The following is a 20,083-nucleotide window of genomic DNA, read 5'->3' as shown; positions in this document are numbered from 1 at the left end:
CTATGAAAAAGCTCTGTTTATCTTTTTTCTTATTGCTGACCACGATTGTTTTTTCACAGCAAGACGCTTGGATTTATTTCAATGCTAAACCGAACTCGCAATTTTATTTTGATTCCCCTTTAGAAATGCTTTCTCAACGCGCTTTGGACAGGAGATTGAATCAAAACATTGGCTTAGATACCAAAGATATTCCTATCGATTTATCGTATATCCGTCACGTAAAATCTGTGGACGGAATTACTGTTATGGCCCAGTCGAAATGGTTGAACGCCATCCACGTGAGAGGAAATCCGGTCTTGATAAATTCGCTAAAAAGCTTTCCTTTTGTGGATAAAGTGGAATTTGCTGATGCCTCTTTGAATCAAGCTGGGAAAATAGCGAAAACCTTCAAAATTAAAAAGGAAGACAAAATTCAGGATATTGAAATCAGTTATACTTACGGAAGCTCGGAAAATCAACTTCAAATGCTTAACGGCCGCTATTTGCATCAGCAAAATTATACTGGTTCCGGAAAAATTATAGCCGTTTTGGACGCTGGTTTTCCGGGAGTGAATACCACCGAACCTTTCAAAAAATTAAGAGATAATAATCAAATTTTGGGCGGTTATGACTTTGTACGCCGAAATGCTGATTTCTATGCGGGTGACCAACATGGTACTATGGTATTGTCCAGTATGGGCGGATACAAAGAAAATGCGTTGATAGGAACTGCTCCTGAATCATCTTATTATTTATTTATTACAGAGGATAACTCTTCCGAAAATCCGGTTGAAGAATCTCTTTGGGTAGAGGCTGCTGAAAAAGCCGATAGTTTGGGAGTAGATGTAATTAATACCTCTTTAGGTTATTTTGATTATGACAATACGGCCTATAGTTATACTTATAACCAAATGAACGGAACTACCGCTTTTATGTCCAGAGGAGCCGAAATAGCCTTTAGCAGAGGAATGATTGTAGTCGTTTCAGCGGGTAATGAAGGCGCTACTGCTAACCCTCATATCGCTGTGCCCGCTGATGCAAGGTCAGTGATTACGGTTGGAGCTGTTTCCCCAACGAAAATAAAAGCCTCTTTTAGTTCCATTGGGCCTTCTTTTGACGGAAGGATAAAACCAGATGTTATGGCACAAGGAGTTGCAACAGTGGTTTCGGATCAGTTTGGGAATATTGTCACTGCAAATGGCAGTTCGTTTTCAAGCCCTATTATGGCGGGAATGATAGCTTGTTTATGGCAGGCATTTCCGGATAAAACCAATCGGGAATTGAGGGATTTAATTGTGCAGTCGGCAGATAAATACAATGAGCCCAATACGAGCTATGGTTATGGAATTCCTGATTTCAGTTTGGCATTAGCTAATGGAGTCTCTGGGAATAGTTTAACAAAAAAATATTTTACGGCTTATCCAAATCCTACTGACAATCTGATTTCGGTTTATTTTCCTGAAATTTTTAATGAGGGAAAAGTCATTATTTATAGTCTTTTGGGAAAGAAAGTCTTGGAGAAAAGTTTCACTAGTCCTTTAGGAAGTATTTCTTTGGAGGCATTAGGTAGCGGAATCTATATCTATAAAATTGAAACGGATGCTTTTTCTAAAAGCGGGAAAATCATAAAAAACTAATATTCAATATCATCAATGAATAAAATCACAAGTCTTTTTAATATTAAATACCCTCTTATTCAGGCAGGAATGATTTGGGTAAGTGGCTACAAACTGGCAAGTGCGGTAAGTAATGCCGGAGGATTAGGAATAATAGGAGCGGGCTCCATGTATCCTGAAGTATTGCGGGAACACATTCAAAAATGCAAAAAAGCCACTTCAAAACCTTTTGGAGTAAATGTCCCGATGCTGTATCCCAACATTGAGGAAATTATGAAAATCATTGTTGAGGAGGGCGTAAAAATTGTTTTTACCTCGGCTGGAAATCCAAAAACATGGACCTCTTATTTAAAAGAAAACGGTATTATTGTTGTGCATGTTGTGAGCAGTTCGGTATTTGCATTAAAAGCCCAACAAGCAGGAGTGGATGCCATTGTTGCCGAAGGTTTTGAGGCAGGAGGTCATAACGGGAGAGATGAAACGACTACTTTTACGTTGATTCCAATGGTGAAAGAACAAATCACAATTCCGATTATAGCTGCTGGAGGCATAGCCAGCGGAAGAGGAATGTTGGCCGCCATGACGCTAGGTGCCGATGGCGTTCAAGTGGGAAGTAGATTTGCCGCTTCTGTGGAATCTTCGGCTCATCAGAATTTTAAGAAAAAGATTCTAGAAGTAAAGGAAGGGGACACGCAGTTGACTTTAAAAGAGTTGGCTCCTGTTCGATTAATAAAGAATAAATTCTATCAGGATGTTCAACATTTATACGAAAAATGTCCGACCAAAGAAGAATTAACGACTCTTTTGGGTAGGGCAAGAGCCAAAAAAGGAATGTTTGAAGGAGATTTGGTTGAAGGCGAGCTGGAAATAGGCCAAATTGCGGGATTGATTCATGAAATAAAATCGGTTGAGGAAATCGTTCAGGAAATGATGGCTGATTTTGAGACGGCCAGAAAAGAGCTAATGGAATTTAAATTTTAACTGTTATAGACAATGACCCAAATTAAATTATTTATTGTGTTGCTTTTTTTAGGGCTTGGTTCCCAAAATTCCTTTAGTCAAAACTACAAATTCAAAACTTCCGGTTTTAGTGTTTTAGAAAAAAACGAAAAAGGGAAATGGGGAAAATGGTCTGATCTGGAATTAGTCAATATTCTGGTTTCTTTGGATACTAATAAAAGCAGAATTGTTGTTTATTCTCAAATTATTCAATTATTTGAAATTGTAGTTTACCAACCTATAGAAGAAAATGACACAGATATTGTTTATTCCTTTACTTGTAAGGATAATAATGGAGAGGATTGCACACTTTCTATAATTACCAGAAAAAAACAAGGCAATAGGAAGCAATTGTATATCAGTTACGACAATCGCATTATTGTGTATAATATATTTAATATGTAGTTGGAGTTTGTTCTCGAAAACGAAGACCGCTGATTTGCAGAGATAACATAAAATCTGTAAATCAGCGGTTTTTAATTTTAAACCTTAGTCAATATCTTTTATGAATTCATCATATTCAGAATAGAAAAGCTCCAAGGCGTTCATTTTTTCGTTGTAGAAATCAAAAATTTCATCCCAATAGGAACGATTGCTCACGCTTACGCCCAATCTTTCAATCCAAATGCGGCTGATGGTTTTTCCGTTTTCAAGGATGTAGTTTCTCTCAAACACTAAATCTTTGATAAATTCTTCTTCGAGAATATTTTTTAAGGCCTCTATTTTATCAAAATAAGCATTGCGTTTGTCATCGCTGCGTTGTTCGATATCAATAAGAACCTGTGCTTTTTTATTGTCTACATAGAACTTAAAAGAGAAATCTTTTATTTTGGTATCGTATAGCAACCATTTTCGGGGATATTTCTCGGCGAATGTGACCCAGAATTCTCGTTTTAGTTTTTGAGTTTCTTCTTTGCTGTACATTTTATTGATTTAAATAGGATGCTGAAAATTTGCTGGCTATTATTTTCTGGCCTATATTTATATTGTATTTTTCAGATGCAAAAATAGTCTTTGATTATGGATTTTCAATATTTTTTAGAATTTGTTCCCAATTTAGTTCAAGCAGATCTTCCAGCGATGAAAGCCCATGTTAAAATGGCGCCTTTTGAAAGAATCGAAAGTTTGAAAAATATAGATATTGAAAATAAAAACCCAAGAACGGCTGCGGTGATGATGTTGTTTTATCCTAAAAATGGAGTCACCCATTTGGTACTTATTGTCCGGAATTCCTATGAAGGTGTTCATTCGGGACAAATTGCATTTCCTGGGGGAAAATATGAAAAAGAAGATAAGGATTTCAAGGAAACGGCACTGCGGGAAACACAGGAGGAAGTAGGAATCAGCCCGGAAGTAATGGAAATTATTAAAGCTTTTACTCCCATGTATATTCCTCCAAGTAATTTTATGGTACATCCTTTTTTGGGGATTTGCAACGATGAAATTTGTTTTGTGCCTGATCCTAGCGAAGTGGCTCAAATCATCGAGCTGCCTTTGTCCGTTTTTTTAAGTGATGCAATTGTTATTGAGGCAAATTTATCCACATCCTATGCCCAGAACATCAATGTACCTGCTTTTGAGATTGAAGGTCATGTGGTTTGGGGCGCGACGGCTATGATTCTTAGTGAGTTAAAAGATGTTTTAAAAACTGTTTTGGAAGTTTAAAACCGATTTTTGGAATTTAAAAAATGCGCTTTTGGGAGTTTAGCTATCGGATGTACTTCTAAAAATAATTTTCGTACGTTTGCAATCCTAATTTAGAAAATAAACAAATATTTTATGGGATTATTTAAGAGAAATCCTTTTGGTCACATACTATTGATAAAAAAATGGTTAATCCGAATTTTTGGAGTAATTACCCATAGACGCTATAGAGGATTCAATGAATTGAAAATAGAAGGCTCAGAAATAATCCGTAATTTACCGGAGACCAACGTACTTTTTATCTCTAACCATCAAACTTATTTTGCTGATGTGGTGGCTATGTTCCATGTTTTTAATGCCAGTTTGAGCGGGAGGGAAGATTCCATTAAAAACGTAGGTTATCTTTGGCAACCCAAAATGAATATTTATTATGTTGCAGCCAAAGAAACCATGCGGGCAGGATTATTGCCTAGAATCATGTCTTATGTTGGAGCAATTACCGTTGAGCGTACCTGGCGTGCCAAAGGGGTTGACGTTACTGAAAAAAGAGACGTAAATCCAAATGACACCGAGAATATAAAAATGGCGCTTAAAGACGGTTGGGTTATTACTTTTCCACAAGGAACCACAAAATCCTTCAAGCCAGTTCGTAAAGGAACTGCACATATCATCAAACAGCACCGCCCAATTGTAGTGCCAATCGTTATTGACGGTTTTCGACGTTCTTTTGACAAAAAAGGATTGCGTATGAAAAAGAAGGGGATTTTACAGTCTTTTATCATCAAGGAACCATTGGATATTGATTATGATAATGATAGTATTGATGAGATTGTCGAAAAAGTAGAATATGCCATCGAGCAGCATCCTTCTTTTCTAAAAGTAATACCAGTCGAAGAAATTGAAGAACAGGAAAAATTGAACAAATACCGCAAGTGGGATTATTAGCTAAAATTTTACTTAGCTAAAATGGAATAAGAAACCCAATCGTTTTTTAAAACGATCGGGTTTCTTATTTAACGACAATAGAAGAATTTAAAAAGTGATGAATTGATCTATAAACTATTTCAGTTATTTCAGATTCAAGTAAAACTACAAATCTATTTTTTTCAATTCTTTATAATTGGCATACAATCTTCTAAGCAGGATTCCGTATATTAAGCGGTAAAACAACCAAATGAGCCCTAATACGACTCCAAGTAAAACAAAAGAGATCACGCAAATAAGCATGTTCTTAGAACTATTATGGGTATTAAAAGTAGGGGAGTTTTGTAATTCATAAACAATTACTAAGGAAACTATCAGGAAAATGTAGATGATATTATACCAGATATAATATTGCACCGTTTTTCTGGTTTTTAAAATGCTTTGCATTAACTTTTTTGTTGTAGCCACAACAGAAATAGATTTGTAGTTTTTATAAAATAAATAAATAAAATAGAGCGTAATTCCATAACCCAGTATGGTAAATGCATTTAGGTAGTTTTCAATAACAATCAATTCTTCTCTCTTCTCATCAGGGATTAGAAAACCAATTAAGTTTAGGATGGTAAATTCCAAAATACTGATAATCAAAATCCACTTCACAATCGAAGATGATTTTTTATGAATCATTTTGTAAATTTCTTTTTCTGATACCTGCTCAAAAGAATTCTCATTCTTTTTCCAGTCTTTTTTCAATAAATCCAGCTCTTTCATATTCCTTAAGGATTTAGTATTTTTTTTAGTTTTCCTTTTATTCTGTTCATTTTTACTCTGGCATTTACTTCGCTGATCCCCAGTGTTTCGGCAATTTCATGGTAATCTTTGTCTTCCAGATACATGAAAACCAAGGCTTTTTCGATGTCATTTAGCTGATAAACCGCTTTGTACATGAGCTTAATTTGCTCTTCTTCTTCATAATTATAATCAACGTCCTTAGTAAAATGCTGCCGCGCTTCATATTCCACTGTCGCAATAGAGCGTTTGTTTTTTCGGTATAAAGTAATGGCGGTATTCAGCGCAACGCGATAGGCCCAAGTAGAAAATTTGCTGTCGCCCCTAAATTTTGGAAAAGCTTTCCATAGCTGAATCGTAATTTCCTGAAACAAATCTTTGTGTGAATCCTCACAATCAGTATATAATCTACAAATTTTGTGGATTATATTCTGATTTGCTTGCAATTGCTTCACAAAAGAATGTTCTGGATTCTCAATCATAATTCATTAGTACACTTGAATTCAATTTTGTTACAAAGGAATACATTTTTATTTAAAATCATTTGCGTATTGCGGCTTTGGAGCACAAAGTTCTCGATTTATAATGGACATTGGTCCCGCTGTTCATTTCAATCTCCCGAAGAAAAATCGGGAGGATTTTCATTTCCATCGGGGCTATTTAGAAAGTTTTGTTCATCTAATCACATTTGAGACGTAGAGAATCGCGGGGATTTCAGTAAATAAGTCTTCGAACAGTAACTTACAATTCTCTTTCTTTATAATAATTCACCATTAAGTTTACAAATTTGCTATAGCTTTCCATACCGTCTTTTTGTTGGTTTGCTTTTAAGAAATTATCATAAAAAACATGAAAAGCAGTTTCAATAGGACTTTCATATTGCTTCCAGAAATCCTCACTTTCCTGATAGTTTTTTAAAATTCCGGGATGGACGGTTTTTAGCAATTCATTTAGAATTTTTTCGTCACGCGCCTGCCAGTTTCCCAAGCAATATTGCAGTGCAATACTATAACCCGAATATTTAATGTAGGGGTTATCATTTTTTATGGATGCCAGAAAACCTATAAAATTACATTCGCTTTCGTTGGCAAATCCCATCTGATGTGCCATTTCATGATTAGCGGTCATTGGGAAACGGTACATGGGACCCAAATAATTTACTTGGGCTTCATTGGTAAACGGGTTTAGATAGCCTCCAAATCCCATATAAGTCAAAGGCAGGCTAAAGAGTGATTTTTTGACGCTCAGCTGGGAATATTTAAAAAAAGGATAGCTTTCTGATAAATTTTTATAGCCATTCAGGTTCATTGTGAAGGTTTGTTGCTGAGAATATGGAAATGTTACTTTCAGACTGTCATTTTTAGTGATTTGTTTTTGAATGGCGTTGGTCTTAGCAATCAATTTTTTGGTAAAAACTAACAAATCAGTATCGGTATATTCTCTTTGAATCTGCATTTTTTCAAAAAGCGGTTGGCGGTAATAATTTAATGCCCAAAGCGTATGAAACAGGAAATAAAAAACAGAAAGAAAACTCAATATATGGAGTAGGTTATTTTGCCAAAGCGATTTGCTAACACTCTGTTCAGTTTTGCCTCTTGTCCAAGATTTTCGTTTCTTCCAGAACCATTTGATACCTAGAATAATCAAAATAAAATAAATACAGTCTCCCACAGAAAAAGGAATTTTTCCCAGAATTGATCTTGAAAACAATGCTATATAGGGATATAAACCATTGCTGTATAAGGATTCTACCGCTTTGGGGAAATAAGGGATAAATTGCAGTACAATTATTTGTATAAGAAGAAATAGGGGTAGAATGTGTATTCTTTTCACGATATCAATTTTGAAACGTAAATATAATTACAATATCAATTAGTGCCTAAAAAGAATTTAAACTTTGTAACTTTGAGCTTTTAAAATGTTAAACTTCAAACAAAAATAAATGAGTCAAGAAATAAGAAATTTAGAACCCAAAGCACTTTGGAATAAGTTTGCCGATTTGAATGCCGTGCCTCGTCCTTCTAAAAAAGAAGAGCGTGTAATTGAATTCATGAAGAATTTTGGAAACAGCCTTGGATTAGAAACTTTTGAGGACGAGATCCGCAATGTGATTATCCGTAAACCGGCTACTCCGGGGATGGAAAATCGTAAAGCGATTGTGATGCAAGGACATTTGGATATGGTGCATCAAAAAAATGCCGATACGGTTTTTGATTTTGATGCTCAGGGAATTGATATGTATGTTGATGGGGATTGGGTTCGCGCCAGAGGAACTACGTTAGGTGCTGATAACGGTCTTGGAGTTGCCGCAATTATGGCGATTTTGGAAAGTACAGATATTCCACATCCAGCTATTGAAGCTTTGTTTACGATTGACGAAGAAACAGGTATGACTGGAGCTTTAAACTTAAAAGGAGGGATTTTACAAGGACAGATTTTATTGAACTTGGATACCGAAGAAGATGATGAAATTGACATTGGTTGTGCCGGAGGTATCGATGTGACGGCTACAAGAAGTTATCATGAGGAAGAAGTACCGGAAGGTTCTGTAGGACATATTATTAGTGTAAAAGGCTTAAAAGGCGGACATTCAGGAATGGATATTCACAAAGGTCTGGGTAATGCCAATAAGATTATGAACCGTTTGTTGTTTGACGCTTTTGAGAACTTTGGTTTGCAGGTGGCAGAAATCAACGGCGGAAGTCTGCGCAATGCCATTCCAAGAGAAAGTGTTGCCAAAGTGATTATTTCTGAAATGTTTGATGAAGCCTATATTTTTGATATGCAGGAAATCATCAATGACATTAAAACCGAATATAAAACGACTGAACCTAATCTGACTATCGAGATCGTGAAATGCGAGACGCCGAAAAAAGTGATGGATTTAGGAGTTCAAGAAGGAATTATCAGAGCCATTTATGCTGCTCATAACGGTGTTTATAGAATGAGTGCCGATATGGAAGACTTGGTGGAAACTTCTAATAATATAGCCAAAGTAACCATTAAAGATGGCGAAATTTCTATTGGTTGCTTGACGCGTTCCTCAGTAGAAACTTCTAAATTTGATTTGGCGAATGCGTTGCGTTCCGCTTTTGAATTAGTGGGTTGCGAAGTGGAACTTTCAGGATCGTATCCGGGTTGGACTCCCAATGTGAAATCGGAGATTTTAGACGTTTTGGTTTCTATTTATGAAAAACAAAATAGTGAGAAACCGAAAGTGGTAGCTTGCCATGCGGGATTAGAATGTGGAATTCTGGGTACTAATTATCCGGATATGGATATGATTTCTTTTGGACCAACAATCCACGGAGCCCATTCCCCAGACGAAAGAGCCAGTATCGCTTCTTCTCAAAAATTCTGGAAATTTTTACTTGAAATTCTAGCTGAAATTCCGGTGAAATAGCATTCAGTTATTGGAAAAGTGTTCAGTATTCAGTTGTTTAGTGTTCAGTATTTGTAACTGAATACTTATTTATAACTGAACACTGAACACTATTTTTTTTAGTCTCTTTTAGGGCTATTTTTCTTTTCTCTTTTTTCTTCTTTCTTTTCTTTTGCTGTTTTAAGAGGCTCTTTTTTTTGAGTCTTCTTCGCGTCCTGACTTTTTGCCATAATGATCTGTAATTAAGATTTGTATTTTATTGTAAGTAAAGATAGTGACTATTTTTGGGATGTAGTTATGTAAATAAATTAGGACTTAATTATTTATGAATTATCTCTGTTTAGACTTTGTAGGATTTGGTTTTTAACCAAAAAAAATCCTCAACTATTTCTGTAATTGAGGATTTTGTTATGTAAGTTTTTATTACTTCTTTTTCAATATTTTGTATTCTTCATAGCAACCGCTAATGGCGTCCATGATTTGAAGATCGTTTGCTGTTTGAATAAAGGATTCCGAATAATTGCAGCGTTGTAATATTTCCGGAATTTCTTTCTTGTCTATACCTAATAAAATGGCAAGTGTTTCGCGATCAAATTTAGATTCTAAAAGGTTTCTAACGGTATCGTCCTTCTTCATTTCTTTAAGTTTCTTAAGCTCTACTGTTTTTTTTCCAAAGAAATTATAAAGCATATCGGCTGGATTAAAAATAGATCCCAGAACCCTGCCAAAAGCATTTGGAGAGTAGTTTCCGGCTTCATATCCATCTGTTAATCCTGAAATACTGTAACGATAGTTTTCTTTTATAGGGATTGTTTTAGAGTCAACTTCAAGGTAGCCTGTTAAATTAAAGGGTTTAATGACTACTTCTTCTAGTGCTATGGCGCTTTCCGTAAGAAAGATTTTGGCCATTTTATTTTTCAACCAGTCATTGGTAACTTTAACTCTTAGCGATTGAAAGCCTAAAAGTGAAATATGGAGTGTGTCGTTTGGATGCACATCAATTTCAAAATAACCATTTGAATCTGTTCTGGCTCCTCTTACCTTGTTAACGTTAATGACGTTTACATTGGTCAATGCTGACTTAGTATTGTCATTATAAATATAGGCCGATACTTTTTGTGAAGATGTTATTTCCTGAGCTGAAGTGCTTACAGATATAACTAAAAAAAAGAAAACTACAAAATATTTCATAAACTGATTTAAAACTTTAAAAGTAGTAAAACAGGATTAAATATTTTGTAGTCTCTTGTATTATTATAAGAAAATTAACAATATATGTTAGTCTCTTCTTGGTCTTCTTGGTCTAGGTGAGTCACCAAAACTTTCAGAACGTCTAGGTGCTCTGTCTGATGAACCTTCTCTTCTTGGAGCTGAACCTCTTTCGCTTCTGAAACCACCTTCTCTTGGAGCTGAATTTCTGTCGCTTCTAAAACCTCCAGAACCTTCTCTTCTTGGAGCAAAGCTTCCTTCACGTCTTGGTCCGGAACTTCTTCCGCCGCCAAAACCTCCAGAACTTCTTCCGTTGTGGTCACGTCTTCCGCCACCGTCATTTTTAGAAATTTCAACATTAATACGACGTCCTTCTAATTGTACGTTGTTTAATACTTCCATTACTTTTTCAGTATGTTCAGGATCTGTGTTAAAGAAAGAGAATCCTTCTTTTACGTCTACTTTGAAAACATCATCACGACCTAAGTCTAGGGTTTCTTTCAAGTAATCTTTCAATGACATCCAGTCAAAGTTGTCTCTAGAACCAATGTTTACAAAATATCTTGTTGCACCGCCATTGTTGTTTTCTCTTGGAGCACCATCTCTGTCATCACGTTCACGTCTTTCACCTGATTGAGTAGAAAGATCTCTGTTTTTCTTGTAATAAGCGATAAAGCGGTTGAATTCAACAGATACCATTTTCTTGATTAATTCTTCTTTCGATAAATCTTCAAGAACATTGTTGATGGCAGGCAAGTAGTTGTCAATTTCATGATCAACTTCAGTGTCTTTAATTTTAGTAGCTAAGTGTAATAATTGGATTTCGCAGATTTCGATTCCTGATGGAATTGTTTTTTCTTCGAATTTTTGTTTGATAATTCTTTCGATAGAAGAAATCTTACGCAATTCACTTTTAGTAACAATAACGATAGAAGTTCCTAATCTACCAGCACGACCTGTACGGCCAGAACGGTGATTGTAAGTCTCTATTTCGTCAGGAAGTTGGTAATTCACTACGTGAGTAATGTTATCAACGTCAATTCCACGTGCAGCTACATCAGTGGCAACAAGCATTTGGATTTGTCTTCCACGGAAAGATTTCATTACGCCATCACGTTGCGCTTGGGATAAATCCCCATGCAATGCGGCAGCACTGTATCCATCTTCAATTAATTTTTCAGCAACAGCTTGTGTATCACGTTTTGTTCTACAGAATACTACTGAGAAAATATCTGGATTAGCATCAGCAATACGTTTCAGAGCTTCGTAACGGTCACGTGCATTTACAAGGTAAAATTCGTGAGAAACGGTAGCTGAACCTGAATTCTTAGTTCCAACTGTAATTTCAATTGGATCTTTCATGAATTGTTTTCCAATTCTTGCTACTTCGGCAGGCATTGTAGCTGAGAATAACCATGTGTTTTTTTCGTCAGGCGTAGTTGAAAGGATGTTTACGATGTCTTCGTAGAAACCCATGTTCAACATTTCGTCGGCCTCATCTAGAATACAATAGTTGATTTGAGAAATGTTTACCAAACCTCTGTTGATCATGTCTTGCATTCTTCCTGGAGTGGCTACAATAATTTGTGCGCCTCTCTTAATGTCTCTTGCTTGTTCTGTAATGCTAGCTCCACCGTAAACTGCTACCACATTAATACCTTTTTCGTATTTAGAGTAGTTTTTAAGTTCGTTGGTAATCTGCAAACACAATTCGCGTGTTGGAGATAAAATTAATGCTTGTGTATTTCTGTTGTTGGCATCAATTTTCTGAATAACTGGAAAACCAAAAGCTGCCGTTTTCCCTGTCCCTGTCTGAGCCAACGCAACCATATCTGTGTCTTTTTCCAATAATAGGGGAATCGCTTTCTCCTGTACTTCTGACGGATTTTCAAATCCTAGATCTAAAACCGCCTTCAGTAACGATTCACTCAATCCTAATTGTTCAAATTTATTCATATGTATTTTTAAAATAGGGTGCAAAATTACTGTTAATAATCCATATAAACTAATGCTATTTTAAGATTTAATGATTTATTATAATTTGATTATCAGAAAGTTATGGTTTTTGTTGGTTCTTGGCGTGTTTGAGACTTCTAAAATATAGGGAGATTTTGGGTAGCATATTTAAAAAATTGAACAAAAAATGTTGTATTTTAAACAATTATTGTTCTGTTTCCAGAAAGTCTATTAATTTTTGAGTTGCTTTTCCTCTGTGGCTTATTTCATTTTTGGTTTCCAATGCTAATTCGGCAAAAGTTTCTTTGAATCCAAGAGGTTGAAATATAGGGTCGTAGCCAAAGCCTTGGTTTCCGGATTTTGCTAAAGTGATTTGGCCTTGAGCAATTCCCGTGAAAAGGTATTGCTTTCCTTTAAGGTTTAAGGTGATTACAGTTTTGAATTGCGCATTCCTATTGTTTTCATTTGCCAAAGCGTCCAATAACTTTGTCATGTTGTCATCAGAATTTTTTTGTTCTCCTGCATAACGGGCTGAATATACGCCAGGTTCCCCATTTAAAGCTTCGACTTCCAGACCGGTATCATCGGCAAAACAATCATAACCATAATTGGCGGTTACATAATCTGCTTTTAGGATTGCATTTCCTTCAATGGTTGCAGCAGTTTCAGGAATCTCTTCATGACAACCAATATCGGTCAGGCTTAAAATTTTGATTGTTACAGGAAGTAATTGCTGTATTTCCTTGATTTTATTTTCGTTATTAGAGGCGAAGACGAGTTGCATGGTTTCGGTTTAAAATTTTAATGGTCAAATATACAGTTTTGAAATTTTAGAAAGAAATGTTTAAAATGCTGGTTTGATACTTTTGCCTTATTTGAGTTAAATAAATGCAGAATTATTAGTCTTTGCTTTAATCAGGTTAAAAATAGGTTAAATGATTGTTTTTGATAGTTTTAGGTTTTTGATAAGCGTATCTTTGAAATGTGGTTTTGATTAATTACTTGTGTTTGTCAATCTTCACATAAGATCGATAAGTGCAATATTCAACAATACTGTTAAAGGTATGAGTTGATAATGGTAAATCAGAACTTACAACTGGAGGGCTTTAATAGCCCTCCTTTTTTTGTTTTAATACTTAGTAACATTGGTCAAATTATCCGGAAAATATAAATCCGAAAGATGTATGAATTCATCGCCCCGCATAAAAATGGAGGCATCTACTTCTTTATAGCTTGTTTTTCCTGCAGCAGCCAGTAGTTCGTTGGCGGCGTGAAGCGTGTTTTTGTGAAAAAAATAAACCCTTTCTGATTTATCGGTTACAACTAAACCTTTCATTAGCATTTTATCTTGGGTAGCCACTCCGGTGGGACAGGTGTTGTTGTGGCAGCGCAATGCCTGAATGCAACCTAACGAAAACATGAAGCCTCTGGCGCTATTACAAATATCAGCTCCCATAGCGATAGCTCTTAGGATGGAATGGGCGGATATTATTTTTCCGCTACAGATTACGGTTATTTTATCCCGGATATTTAGACGTATTAATGTTTTATTGACGAAAATGAGAGCGGGTTCAAATGGCATTCCTACACCGTCAGCAAATTCCAGCGGAGCTGCTCCGGTTCCTCCTTCGGCACCATCTACTGTTATAAAATCGGGATAGCAATTTTGATTAATCATTTCTTGACAGATGGATTCAAATTCAGTAGTCTGGCCGATGCATAGTTTAAAACCAACAGGCTTTCCGTTTGATAATTGTCTTAATCTTGCGATGAATTGAACCAGTCCTTTGGTATCGTTGAATGCGGTGTGATTTGGTGGCGAAAGTACCGTTGTGTGTGGTTTTATTCCTCTTATTTTGGCTATTTGTATTGTATTTTTGATTGCAGGCAACACGCCACCATGTCCTGGTTTAGCACCTTGAGATAGCTTTAATTCAATCATTTTCACCGATGTATGTTTGGCGTTTTGAGCGAATTTTTCCGGATCAAAATTACCTTCTTCGTTGCGACAGCCAAAATATCCAGTGCCTATTTGCCAAGTTACGTCTCCGCCTTGTAAGTGAAACTCAGTCAGTCCGCCTTCACCTGTATTGTGGTAAAAATTTCCTTTTTGTGCACCTTTGTTAAGCGCAATAATGGCATTTTCGCTCAAAGAACCAAAACTCATTGCTGAAATATTCAATAAAGAAGCTGAATAGGGTTGGCTGCAATCAGGTCCGCCTATCAGTATTCGGGGCAGTTCTTCGTTTACTTTGGCAGGAAATATGGAATGTCTTATTCCTTCATAATTAGATTGGTTAATGTCTAATTGGGTTCCAAAAGGAGTATTGGCACTAATGTTTTTTGCTCTTTGGTAAACAATGGAGCGCTCGCTTCTGGAAAAGGGTTTTCCATCTGTATTTCGTTCAATGAAATATTGTTGGATTTCAGGGGCTACAGATTCGAAAAAGTATCTGAAATAACCTAACACGGGAAAATTTCTTAAAATAGCGTGTTTGTGCTGCAGGCTGTTGGCGAGTCCGATGAGTAGTAAAACAAGGAGAATAATGACAAGAAACAATCCGATTTTAAAATAGAAAAAGCTCATTAAAGAGATGATAAATGCGGTAATTCCTACTGTAAAAAAAAGCTTTCTCATATTTCTTGTTTTTAAAATTGAATTATTCTTAAATTATAAATTTTTTTAAACTAGCTGTAACGCAACCGCACATAAACATGTTTAATTCCTTTTTTGTCTGAATCTCTTTCGTCAATTTCCAGAATCTCAGTCAGTGATTTTAGCATGGGAGTCAGTTTTGTAAAGCCATAATTTCTTGGGTCGAACTCCGGTTTTTTCTTTACGATTAGGTTTCCTACATCACCAAGGAAAGCCCAACCGCTATCATCGGCAATATCGTCTATGGAATCTTCGATCAGGTCAATTGTTGGTTCGTCAATTTTATTAAGAGGTTTTTGTGCTGTTTTTTCGGTTGTTTTTGGGGTGTTTTTCTCAATTGCCTTTTTGGTTTCGGTGTCAGAAGTTCTTTTAGGTGTTTTCTTCTTGATAGCGCCATCCAAAACTTCAATATAAATGAATCTGTCGCAGGCAACAATAAATGAATTTGGGGTTTTTTGTTCGCCAATTCCAATGACTTTCATTCCGGATTCTCTCAATCGAATGGCTAAACGGGTAAAGTCAGAGTCGCTGGAAACGATACAAAAACCATCCACTTTGTAAGAATACAATAAGTCCATTGCATCAATTATCATCGCTGAATCGGAAGAATTTTTGCCAACCGTGTAGCTGTATTGTTGAATAGGAGTAATGGCGTGTTCTAATAGAACACTTTTCCAACCTCCGGCATTGGGTTTTGTCCAATCGGCATAAATCCGTTTGGTGGTAGGAGTTCCAAATTTAGCGATTTCCTCCATCATTCCTTTTACATTACTGTAAGGAACGTTGTCGGCATCAATAAGGACGGCTAGTTTTAATTCTTTGGTATCTTGTGACATAAATTTTTAATGTTGAAATGCTTATCCAAAGGTACGAAGTTTATTAATAATATAATTCTTAGGGCCAATTGAAACAGTATTTTTTTGTTTTTTTTCTTGGAAGCGGATTCGGTTTTAGTTTAAAGAGAAAAGATTAAAGTGAAGAGCGGGAGTTGCTTCTAAAAAAATAAAACTACTTTCGATACTATTATAAAATTTAAATAATTATTTTTGCAACCTCTTAAAATTAAAAATAGTACTTAAATATATTATGGTAAAGGATTTATTCGAAAGAATTCAAAACAATAAAGGACCATTAGGAAGATGGGCTTCACAAGCTGAGGGTTATTTTGTTTTTCCTAAATTGGAAGGAGAATTAGGTCCAAGAATGCAGTTTGGTGGAAAAGATATTTTGAACTGGAGTTTGAATGACTATTTGGGTCTTGCGAATCATCCCGAAGTGCGTCAAGCAGATACTGATGCGGCGATTCAATTTGGTGCAGCATATCCTATGGGTGCTCGTATGATGAGTGGTCATACCAAATATCACGAACAATTAGAAGAAGAATTGGCTGCTTTTGTAATGAAAGAATCGGCTTATTTATTGAATTTTGGTTACCAAGGAATGGTTTCTATCATTGATGCTTTGGTTACTAAAAATGATATTATTGTGTATGATGTAGATTCTCATGCTTGTATCATTGATGGAGTTCGTTTGCACATGGGGAAACGTTTTACTTACAAGCACAATGACTTGGAAAGTATGGAGAAAAACCTGCAACGCGCCACAAAAATGGCAACAGAAACCGGTGGAGGAATTCTTTTTATTACCGAAGGAGTTTTTGGAATGCGCGGTCAACAAGGAAAATTGAAAGAAATTGTTGCTATGAAGCAAAAATACAATTTCCGTTTGTTGGTTGATGATGCACATGGTTTTGGTACACTTGGAAAAACAGGAGCCGGAGCAGGTGAGGAGCAAGGAGTTCAGGATGAAATAGATGTTTATTTTTCTACTTTTGCTAAATCGATGGCTAATATTGGTGCTTTTGTAGCTGCAGATAAAGATGTTATTGATTATTTAAAATACAATTTGCGTTCGCAAATGTTTGCCAAAGCATTGCCAATGATTCAAACAATCGGTTCTTTGAAACGTTTGGAATTATTGCGTAAGTCTTCTGAGATCAAAGATAAACTTTGGGTAAATGTTAATGCATTACAAAACGGATTAAAAGAGAAAGGATTTAATATTGGAGATACTAATACTTGTATCACTCCGGTTTATCTTGAAGGAAGTATTCCTGAAGCGATGATTATGGTGAATGACTTGAGAGAAAATTATGGTATTTTCTTGTCAATTGTAGTTTATCCTGTAATTCCAAAAGGGATTATCTTATTGAGAATGATTCCTACTGCCTCTCATACTTTGGAAGATATTAATGAGACATTATCAGCATTTGAAGCAATCCGTGAGAAATTAGTAAACGGAACTTATAAAGAAATTGCATCGAGAACAACTGTAGATCTAGATGCATTGTAAGTAGTGTAATTTATATAATGAAGAAAAACCCATTTTGTTTTGCAAAATGGGTTTTTTTGTTTTGTAAAATGGAGTTTATAATTCTATTTTAAAGGTTTTTCTTCGGCAGTGAACCACTGGGTTAAAATGTTTCCATAGATTGTGAATGGCGGTATTGTCAGCCAGTTCCGGGGTTCTGAAACAGTTTACAATTCCCTTTTCTTTGAAAGTATGGTAATATTCATTAAAGATGATTGCTGTAACCGCTTTATTTTGAAAATCAGGATGAACGCCAATCAGGTAAAAAATCATGTCCTTGCTTTGTTTTTTGGCTTTCAATAAATGAATAAATCCAAAAGGGAATAACTTTCCTTTGGCTTTTTGTAAAGCTCTGGAAAATGATGGCATAACAATACTAAAGGCCACGATATTGTGGTCTTTGTCTTCTACAAATTTAATGTATTCCGGATTGATTAAACTGATGTATTTTTTCTTGAAATATTCTTTTTGTATATCAGAAATGGCAACAAAGGACGATAAACTGGCATAAGATTCGTTGAATAAATCGAACATCTTGTCCACATGCGGCATTACTTCCTTGGTGGTTTTAAAGTTAAGCGGACTTAACTGGTACCTTCTTTTTACCAATTCATTTGCTTTCTCAAAAAATTCTGGTTTTACATTTGAAAAAGGAAACTTACTCTCAATATATTCTTTTTCGGTCACATAGCCCAATTGTTCGAAATGAGTTGCGTAATAAGGGTGGTTGTACCAGGTAATCATGGTTCCTAGTTGGTCAAAACCTTCTGTTAGTACGCCCACTTTGTCCAAATTTGAGAATCCCATTGGACCTTCAACATATTCCAAGCCGTTTTTTCGACCTAATTCATATACTTTCTCAAGTAAGGCTTTGGTGACTTTTATATCGTTAATTACGTCAAACCAACCAAAACGCACTTTCTTTTTTTGTTGATCATTTACCTCGCTCCAATTGATGATTGCCGCAATTCTACCCACAATTTCATCATTTCTATAGGCAAGAAAAAAGTAAGCTTCGGCATTTTCGAAAGCAGGATTTTTAGTTTTATCAAAAGTTTCCAGTTCGTCTGCAATAATAGGTGGAACCCAGAATTCATTGTCTTTGTATAAAGAAAAGGGAAATTTAATATATTCAGTTAATTCGCTTTTAGTTTTGGCTTCTTTTATTGTAATCATTATGCTTTTTTAGATTGTATTTTTTTTATCCTTTTTTAGTTTTCTTCGCCTTTCTCTTGGCTTTTTTATCAGAATCGTTATTGTCTAAATTAATTCGGACTTCTTTATAATTGGCATCATAGCGCCAAGAAATTCCTATTCCTCCGTAAAGTATCGAAGGAGTGTTTTTTAAACTGCTGCTGATCGAAGCATCGATTTGCATGTCTTTATTTATTAGATATGCTGCGCCGCCTCTAACGATGGCATCGCTGTAAAAATCACTTTTGAAACCTTGGTTTTCTATAAAGCCAGACCATTTGTCGTTAAAGCCTTTGGTCAGCGTAAGTACATATCCATAACTTGGGTAATCAGTACCAATGTAATCAGCGATGGTATTGGTTACAAAAACCCAGGTTCCGTCACCAAAATGATTTTGGGTAATCAGCATAATTTTAGGTGAAATATCTCCTTCAGGTGAAAAATAATAAGGATTGTTAGAGGAAGTAATATTTGCCCCGGCAAATACAGCAACTGCCGGAATGAATTGATCCCAGTTAAAAGCATGATTGGCCTTCCAGCTGTAGATGTTGATTTTCTTTTCGTAATCTTTAAAGGGATCGTAAATTAGGTACTTAGCTCCCAAAACGGTTTGTTTTAAAGCAGCCTTGTTGGTATTGCTGAATTTGGTCGTAAAAGTTTCGTTTTGGTATTGTAAATCGGCTATTAGTTCTAGTTTTTCCAAAAATAATCCCCATCTTAGCGTCATGTCTACCCCAAAACCGTTGGCATCATAATTCAGTAGATCGTGTTTTTCTGTAATGCCGTAAATTCCGGTTTCTACTTGAAATACCGATTTCCCAACTGAAAATGCCGACATGGTTTCTCCGGGTCTGTTGGAATTAATCTGATCGGTATGCTGTCCATAATGAAAATTAGGGATCAGTATTAGGGCGCTGAAGATTAGTAATTTAAGTTTTGACATATTATTTTTTTAAAATTAAAAGTAATAACGCTTTTCAAATGTACTATATTTTATTATTTATTTAAGAATGATAGTTTAATTTTGAACTTTTGATTTGCTAATTTTGCTAAAAAAATATTTTGATTATGCAAACAGCTTCTTTTGCGGGTTTTATAAAAACCTTATTTTATATTGTAGCTTTCTACTATATTTTTAAGTTTTTGGCAAAATTATTTTTGCCTTTATTGGTTAAAAAAGTGGTAGAGAAAGCCGGAGCCAATTTTCAAGAGCAACAGCAGCGTTCGCAGGATGCCTCATGGAGAACATCCAATAGTAATGATGAAATAATTTACAACACTGCCCATTCTAAAAATCCAAGGGAGACTAAAAAAGTAGGAGATTATGTGGATTACGAAGAAATAGATTAAATTTGCTGCTGTTCC

19 protein-coding genes are annotated in these 20,083 nt (G+C 35.6%); 8 read left to right on the top strand and 11 right to left on the bottom strand.

All coding sequences use genetic code 11. The features are described from left to right. Positions 1-2 precede the first annotated feature (2 nt). The 3 genes from BUB25_RS00925 to BUB25_RS00915 are packed head-to-tail and all read left to right on the top strand — an operon-like array spanning position 3 to position 2,999. The gene (locus BUB25_RS00925) at positions 3-1,616 is read left to right on the top strand and encodes a S8 family serine peptidase (protein ID WP_072938357.1); all 1,614 of its coding nucleotides are present in this window, start codon (positions 3-5) and stop codon (positions 1,614-1,616) included. Positions 1,617-1,631: 15 nt separating this feature from the next. After that, positions 1,632-2,576 carry an NAD(P)H-dependent flavin oxidoreductase gene (locus tag BUB25_RS00920; RefSeq protein ID WP_072938354.1) on the top strand — a complete coding sequence of 315 codons (945 nt, stop codon included), beginning with the start codon at positions 1,632-1,634 and terminating at the stop codon, positions 2,574-2,576. Between the two features lie 12 nt (positions 2,577-2,588). Then, positions 2,589-2,999 carry a hypothetical protein gene (locus BUB25_RS00915; RefSeq protein WP_072938351.1) on the top strand — a complete coding sequence of 137 codons (411 nt, stop codon included), beginning with the start codon at positions 2,589-2,591 and terminating at the stop codon, positions 2,997-2,999. A gap of 84 nt (positions 3,000-3,083) precedes the next feature. On the opposite strand, the gene BUB25_RS00910 is transcribed toward BUB25_RS00915, so the two are convergent. Then, the gene (locus tag BUB25_RS00910; RefSeq protein WP_072938348.1) at positions 3,084-3,518 is read right to left on the bottom strand and encodes a DUF4268 domain-containing protein; all 435 of its coding nucleotides are present in this window, start codon (positions 3,516-3,518) and stop codon (positions 3,084-3,086) included. A gap of 96 nt (positions 3,519-3,614) precedes the next feature. Between BUB25_RS00910 and BUB25_RS00905 the strand changes: the two genes are divergently transcribed. Then, positions 3,615-4,259 (top strand): NUDIX hydrolase, encoded by a 645-nt coding sequence (locus BUB25_RS00905; RefSeq protein ID WP_072938345.1) that lies wholly within the window; start codon positions 3,615-3,617, stop codon positions 4,257-4,259. A gap of 114 nt (positions 4,260-4,373) precedes the next feature. After that, the gene (locus BUB25_RS00900) at positions 4,374-5,183 is read left to right on the top strand and encodes a lysophospholipid acyltransferase family protein (protein WP_072938342.1); all 810 of its coding nucleotides are present in this window, start codon (positions 4,374-4,376) and stop codon (positions 5,181-5,183) included. A gap of 144 nt (positions 5,184-5,327) precedes the next feature. Here BUB25_RS00900 and BUB25_RS00895 read toward each other — a convergent pair whose 3' ends face one another. The 3 genes from BUB25_RS00895 to BUB25_RS00885 all read right to left on the bottom strand — a co-directional run bounded on the left by BUB25_RS00895 (position 5,328) and on the right by BUB25_RS00885 (position 7,784). Next, on the bottom strand, positions 5,328-5,933 hold the full coding sequence (locus tag BUB25_RS00895; protein ID WP_072938339.1) for a hypothetical protein: 606 nt from the start codon (positions 5,931-5,933) through the stop codon (positions 5,328-5,330). Between the two features lie 5 nt (positions 5,934-5,938). Next, positions 5,939-6,433, bottom strand: a complete 495-nt coding sequence (locus tag BUB25_RS00890) for an RNA polymerase sigma factor (RefSeq protein ID WP_072938336.1) — start codon at positions 6,431-6,433, stop codon at positions 5,939-5,941. 259 nt (positions 6,434-6,692) lie between these two features. Next, complete coding sequence (locus BUB25_RS00885; RefSeq protein ID WP_072938332.1) at positions 6,693-7,784, bottom strand: DUF3810 domain-containing protein; 1,092 nt, start codon at positions 7,782-7,784, stop codon at positions 6,693-6,695. Between the two features lie 109 nt (positions 7,785-7,893). Between BUB25_RS00885 and BUB25_RS00880 the strand changes: the two genes are divergently transcribed. Then, entirely contained in the window at positions 7,894-9,354 is a 1,461-nt protein-coding gene (locus BUB25_RS00880) for an aminoacyl-histidine dipeptidase (RefSeq protein WP_072938328.1), read from the top strand. 402 nt (positions 9,355-9,756) lie between these two features. Here the strand turns inward: BUB25_RS00880 and BUB25_RS00875 are convergent, their stop codons facing one another. The 5 genes from BUB25_RS00875 to BUB25_RS00855 form a co-directional block, all read right to left on the bottom strand. Next, on the bottom strand, positions 9,757-10,524 hold the full coding sequence (locus tag BUB25_RS00875) for a carboxypeptidase-like regulatory domain-containing protein (protein ID WP_072938325.1): 768 nt from the start codon (positions 10,522-10,524) through the stop codon (positions 9,757-9,759). Between the two features lie 87 nt (positions 10,525-10,611). Then, the gene (locus BUB25_RS00870; protein ID WP_072938322.1) at positions 10,612-12,498 is read right to left on the bottom strand and encodes a DEAD/DEAH box helicase; all 1,887 of its coding nucleotides are present in this window, start codon (positions 12,496-12,498) and stop codon (positions 10,612-10,614) included. Positions 12,499-12,703: 205 nt separating this feature from the next. Beyond that, positions 12,704-13,282 carry a non-canonical purine NTP diphosphatase gene (locus BUB25_RS00865; RefSeq protein ID WP_072938319.1) on the bottom strand — a complete coding sequence of 193 codons (579 nt, stop codon included), beginning with the start codon at positions 13,280-13,282 and terminating at the stop codon, positions 12,704-12,706. A 345-nt stretch (positions 13,283-13,627) separates the two neighbouring features. Beyond that, positions 13,628-15,136, bottom strand: a complete 1,509-nt coding sequence (locus tag BUB25_RS00860) for an FMN-binding glutamate synthase family protein (RefSeq protein ID WP_072938315.1) — start codon at positions 15,134-15,136, stop codon at positions 13,628-13,630. 50 nt (positions 15,137-15,186) lie between these two features. Next, the gene (locus BUB25_RS00855) at positions 15,187-15,990 is read right to left on the bottom strand and encodes an NYN domain-containing protein (protein WP_072938312.1); all 804 of its coding nucleotides are present in this window, start codon (positions 15,988-15,990) and stop codon (positions 15,187-15,189) included. A 250-nt stretch (positions 15,991-16,240) separates the two neighbouring features. On the opposite strand from BUB25_RS00855, the gene BUB25_RS00850 reads away from it, so the two are divergent. Beyond that, on the top strand, positions 16,241-17,506 hold the full coding sequence (locus BUB25_RS00850) for a cysteate-C-fatty acyltransferase (protein ID WP_072938309.1): 1,266 nt from the start codon (positions 16,241-16,243) through the stop codon (positions 17,504-17,506). Between the two features lie 75 nt (positions 17,507-17,581). Here the strand turns inward: BUB25_RS00850 and BUB25_RS00845 are convergent, their stop codons facing one another. Both BUB25_RS00845 and BUB25_RS00840 read right to left on the bottom strand, forming a co-directional pair. Further along, positions 17,582-18,700 carry a GTP cyclohydrolase gene (locus BUB25_RS00845; RefSeq protein WP_072938305.1) on the bottom strand — a complete coding sequence of 373 codons (1,119 nt, stop codon included), beginning with the start codon at positions 18,698-18,700 and terminating at the stop codon, positions 17,582-17,584. A 25-nt stretch (positions 18,701-18,725) separates the two neighbouring features. Then, the gene (locus BUB25_RS00840) at positions 18,726-19,661 is read right to left on the bottom strand and encodes a transporter (protein ID WP_072938302.1); all 936 of its coding nucleotides are present in this window, start codon (positions 19,659-19,661) and stop codon (positions 18,726-18,728) included. Positions 19,662-19,786: 125 nt separating this feature from the next. On the opposite strand from BUB25_RS00840, the gene BUB25_RS00835 reads away from it, so the two are divergent. Continuing rightward, a complete protein-coding gene (locus BUB25_RS00835) occupies positions 19,787-20,068 on the top strand; it encodes a DUF4834 family protein (RefSeq protein WP_072938299.1) in 282 nt (93 codons plus the stop codon). Positions 20,069-20,083 lie beyond the last annotated feature (15 nt).

Origin of the sequence: Flavobacterium granuli (genome assembly GCF_900129705.1) — a bacterium.
GTDB classification, from domain to species: Bacteria; Bacteroidota; Bacteroidia; order Flavobacteriales; family Flavobacteriaceae; genus Flavobacterium; species Flavobacterium granuli.
The sequence above is the reverse complement of the archived record's forward strand: the minus strand, read 5'-3'. Positions and strand labels throughout refer to the sequence as shown.

Excerpts from the sequence above, each read along its gene's own strand:
- BUB25_RS00925 (WP_072938357.1), top strand. The coding sequence starts at position 3 with ATGAAAAAGCTCTGTTTATCTTTTTTCTTATTGCTGACCACGATTGTT.
- BUB25_RS00920 (WP_072938354.1), top strand. The coding sequence starts at position 1,632 with ATGAATAAAATCACAAGTCTTTTTAATATTAAATACCCTCTTATTCAG.
- BUB25_RS00915 (WP_072938351.1), top strand. The coding sequence starts at position 2,589 with ATGACCCAAATTAAATTATTTATTGTGTTGCTTTTTTTAGGGCTTGGT.
- BUB25_RS00910 (WP_072938348.1), bottom strand. The coding sequence starts at position 3,518 with ATGTACAGCAAAGAAGAAACTCAAAAACTAAAACGAGAATTCTGGGTC.
- BUB25_RS00905 (WP_072938345.1), top strand. The coding sequence starts at position 3,615 with ATGGATTTTCAATATTTTTTAGAATTTGTTCCCAATTTAGTTCAAGCA.
- BUB25_RS00900 (WP_072938342.1), top strand. The coding sequence starts at position 4,374 with ATGGGATTATTTAAGAGAAATCCTTTTGGTCACATACTATTGATAAAA.
- BUB25_RS00895 (WP_072938339.1), bottom strand. The coding sequence starts at position 5,933 with ATGAAAGAGCTGGATTTATTGAAAAAAGACTGGAAAAAGAATGAGAAT.
- BUB25_RS00890 (WP_072938336.1), bottom strand. The coding sequence starts at position 6,433 with ATGATTGAGAATCCAGAACATTCTTTTGTGAAGCAATTGCAAGCAAAT.
- BUB25_RS00880 (WP_072938328.1), top strand. The coding sequence starts at position 7,894 with ATGAGTCAAGAAATAAGAAATTTAGAACCCAAAGCACTTTGGAATAAG.
- BUB25_RS00875 (WP_072938325.1), bottom strand. The coding sequence starts at position 10,524 with ATGAAATATTTTGTAGTTTTCTTTTTTTTAGTTATATCTGTAAGCACT.
- BUB25_RS00870 (WP_072938322.1), bottom strand. The coding sequence starts at position 12,498 with ATGAATAAATTTGAACAATTAGGATTGAGTGAATCGTTACTGAAGGCG.
- BUB25_RS00865 (WP_072938319.1), bottom strand. The coding sequence starts at position 13,282 with ATGCAACTCGTCTTCGCCTCTAATAACGAAAATAAAATCAAGGAAATA.
- BUB25_RS00860 (WP_072938315.1), bottom strand. The coding sequence starts at position 15,136 with ATGAGAAAGCTTTTTTTTACAGTAGGAATTACCGCATTTATCATCTCT.
- BUB25_RS00855 (WP_072938312.1), bottom strand. The coding sequence starts at position 15,990 with ATGTCACAAGATACCAAAGAATTAAAACTAGCCGTCCTTATTGATGCC.
- BUB25_RS00850 (WP_072938309.1), top strand. The coding sequence starts at position 16,241 with ATGGTAAAGGATTTATTCGAAAGAATTCAAAACAATAAAGGACCATTA.
- BUB25_RS00845 (WP_072938305.1), bottom strand. The coding sequence starts at position 18,700 with ATGATTACAATAAAAGAAGCCAAAACTAAAAGCGAATTAACTGAATAT.
- BUB25_RS00840 (WP_072938302.1), bottom strand. The coding sequence starts at position 19,661 with ATGTCAAAACTTAAATTACTAATCTTCAGCGCCCTAATACTGATCCCT.
- BUB25_RS00835 (WP_072938299.1), top strand. The coding sequence starts at position 19,787 with ATGCAAACAGCTTCTTTTGCGGGTTTTATAAAAACCTTATTTTATATT.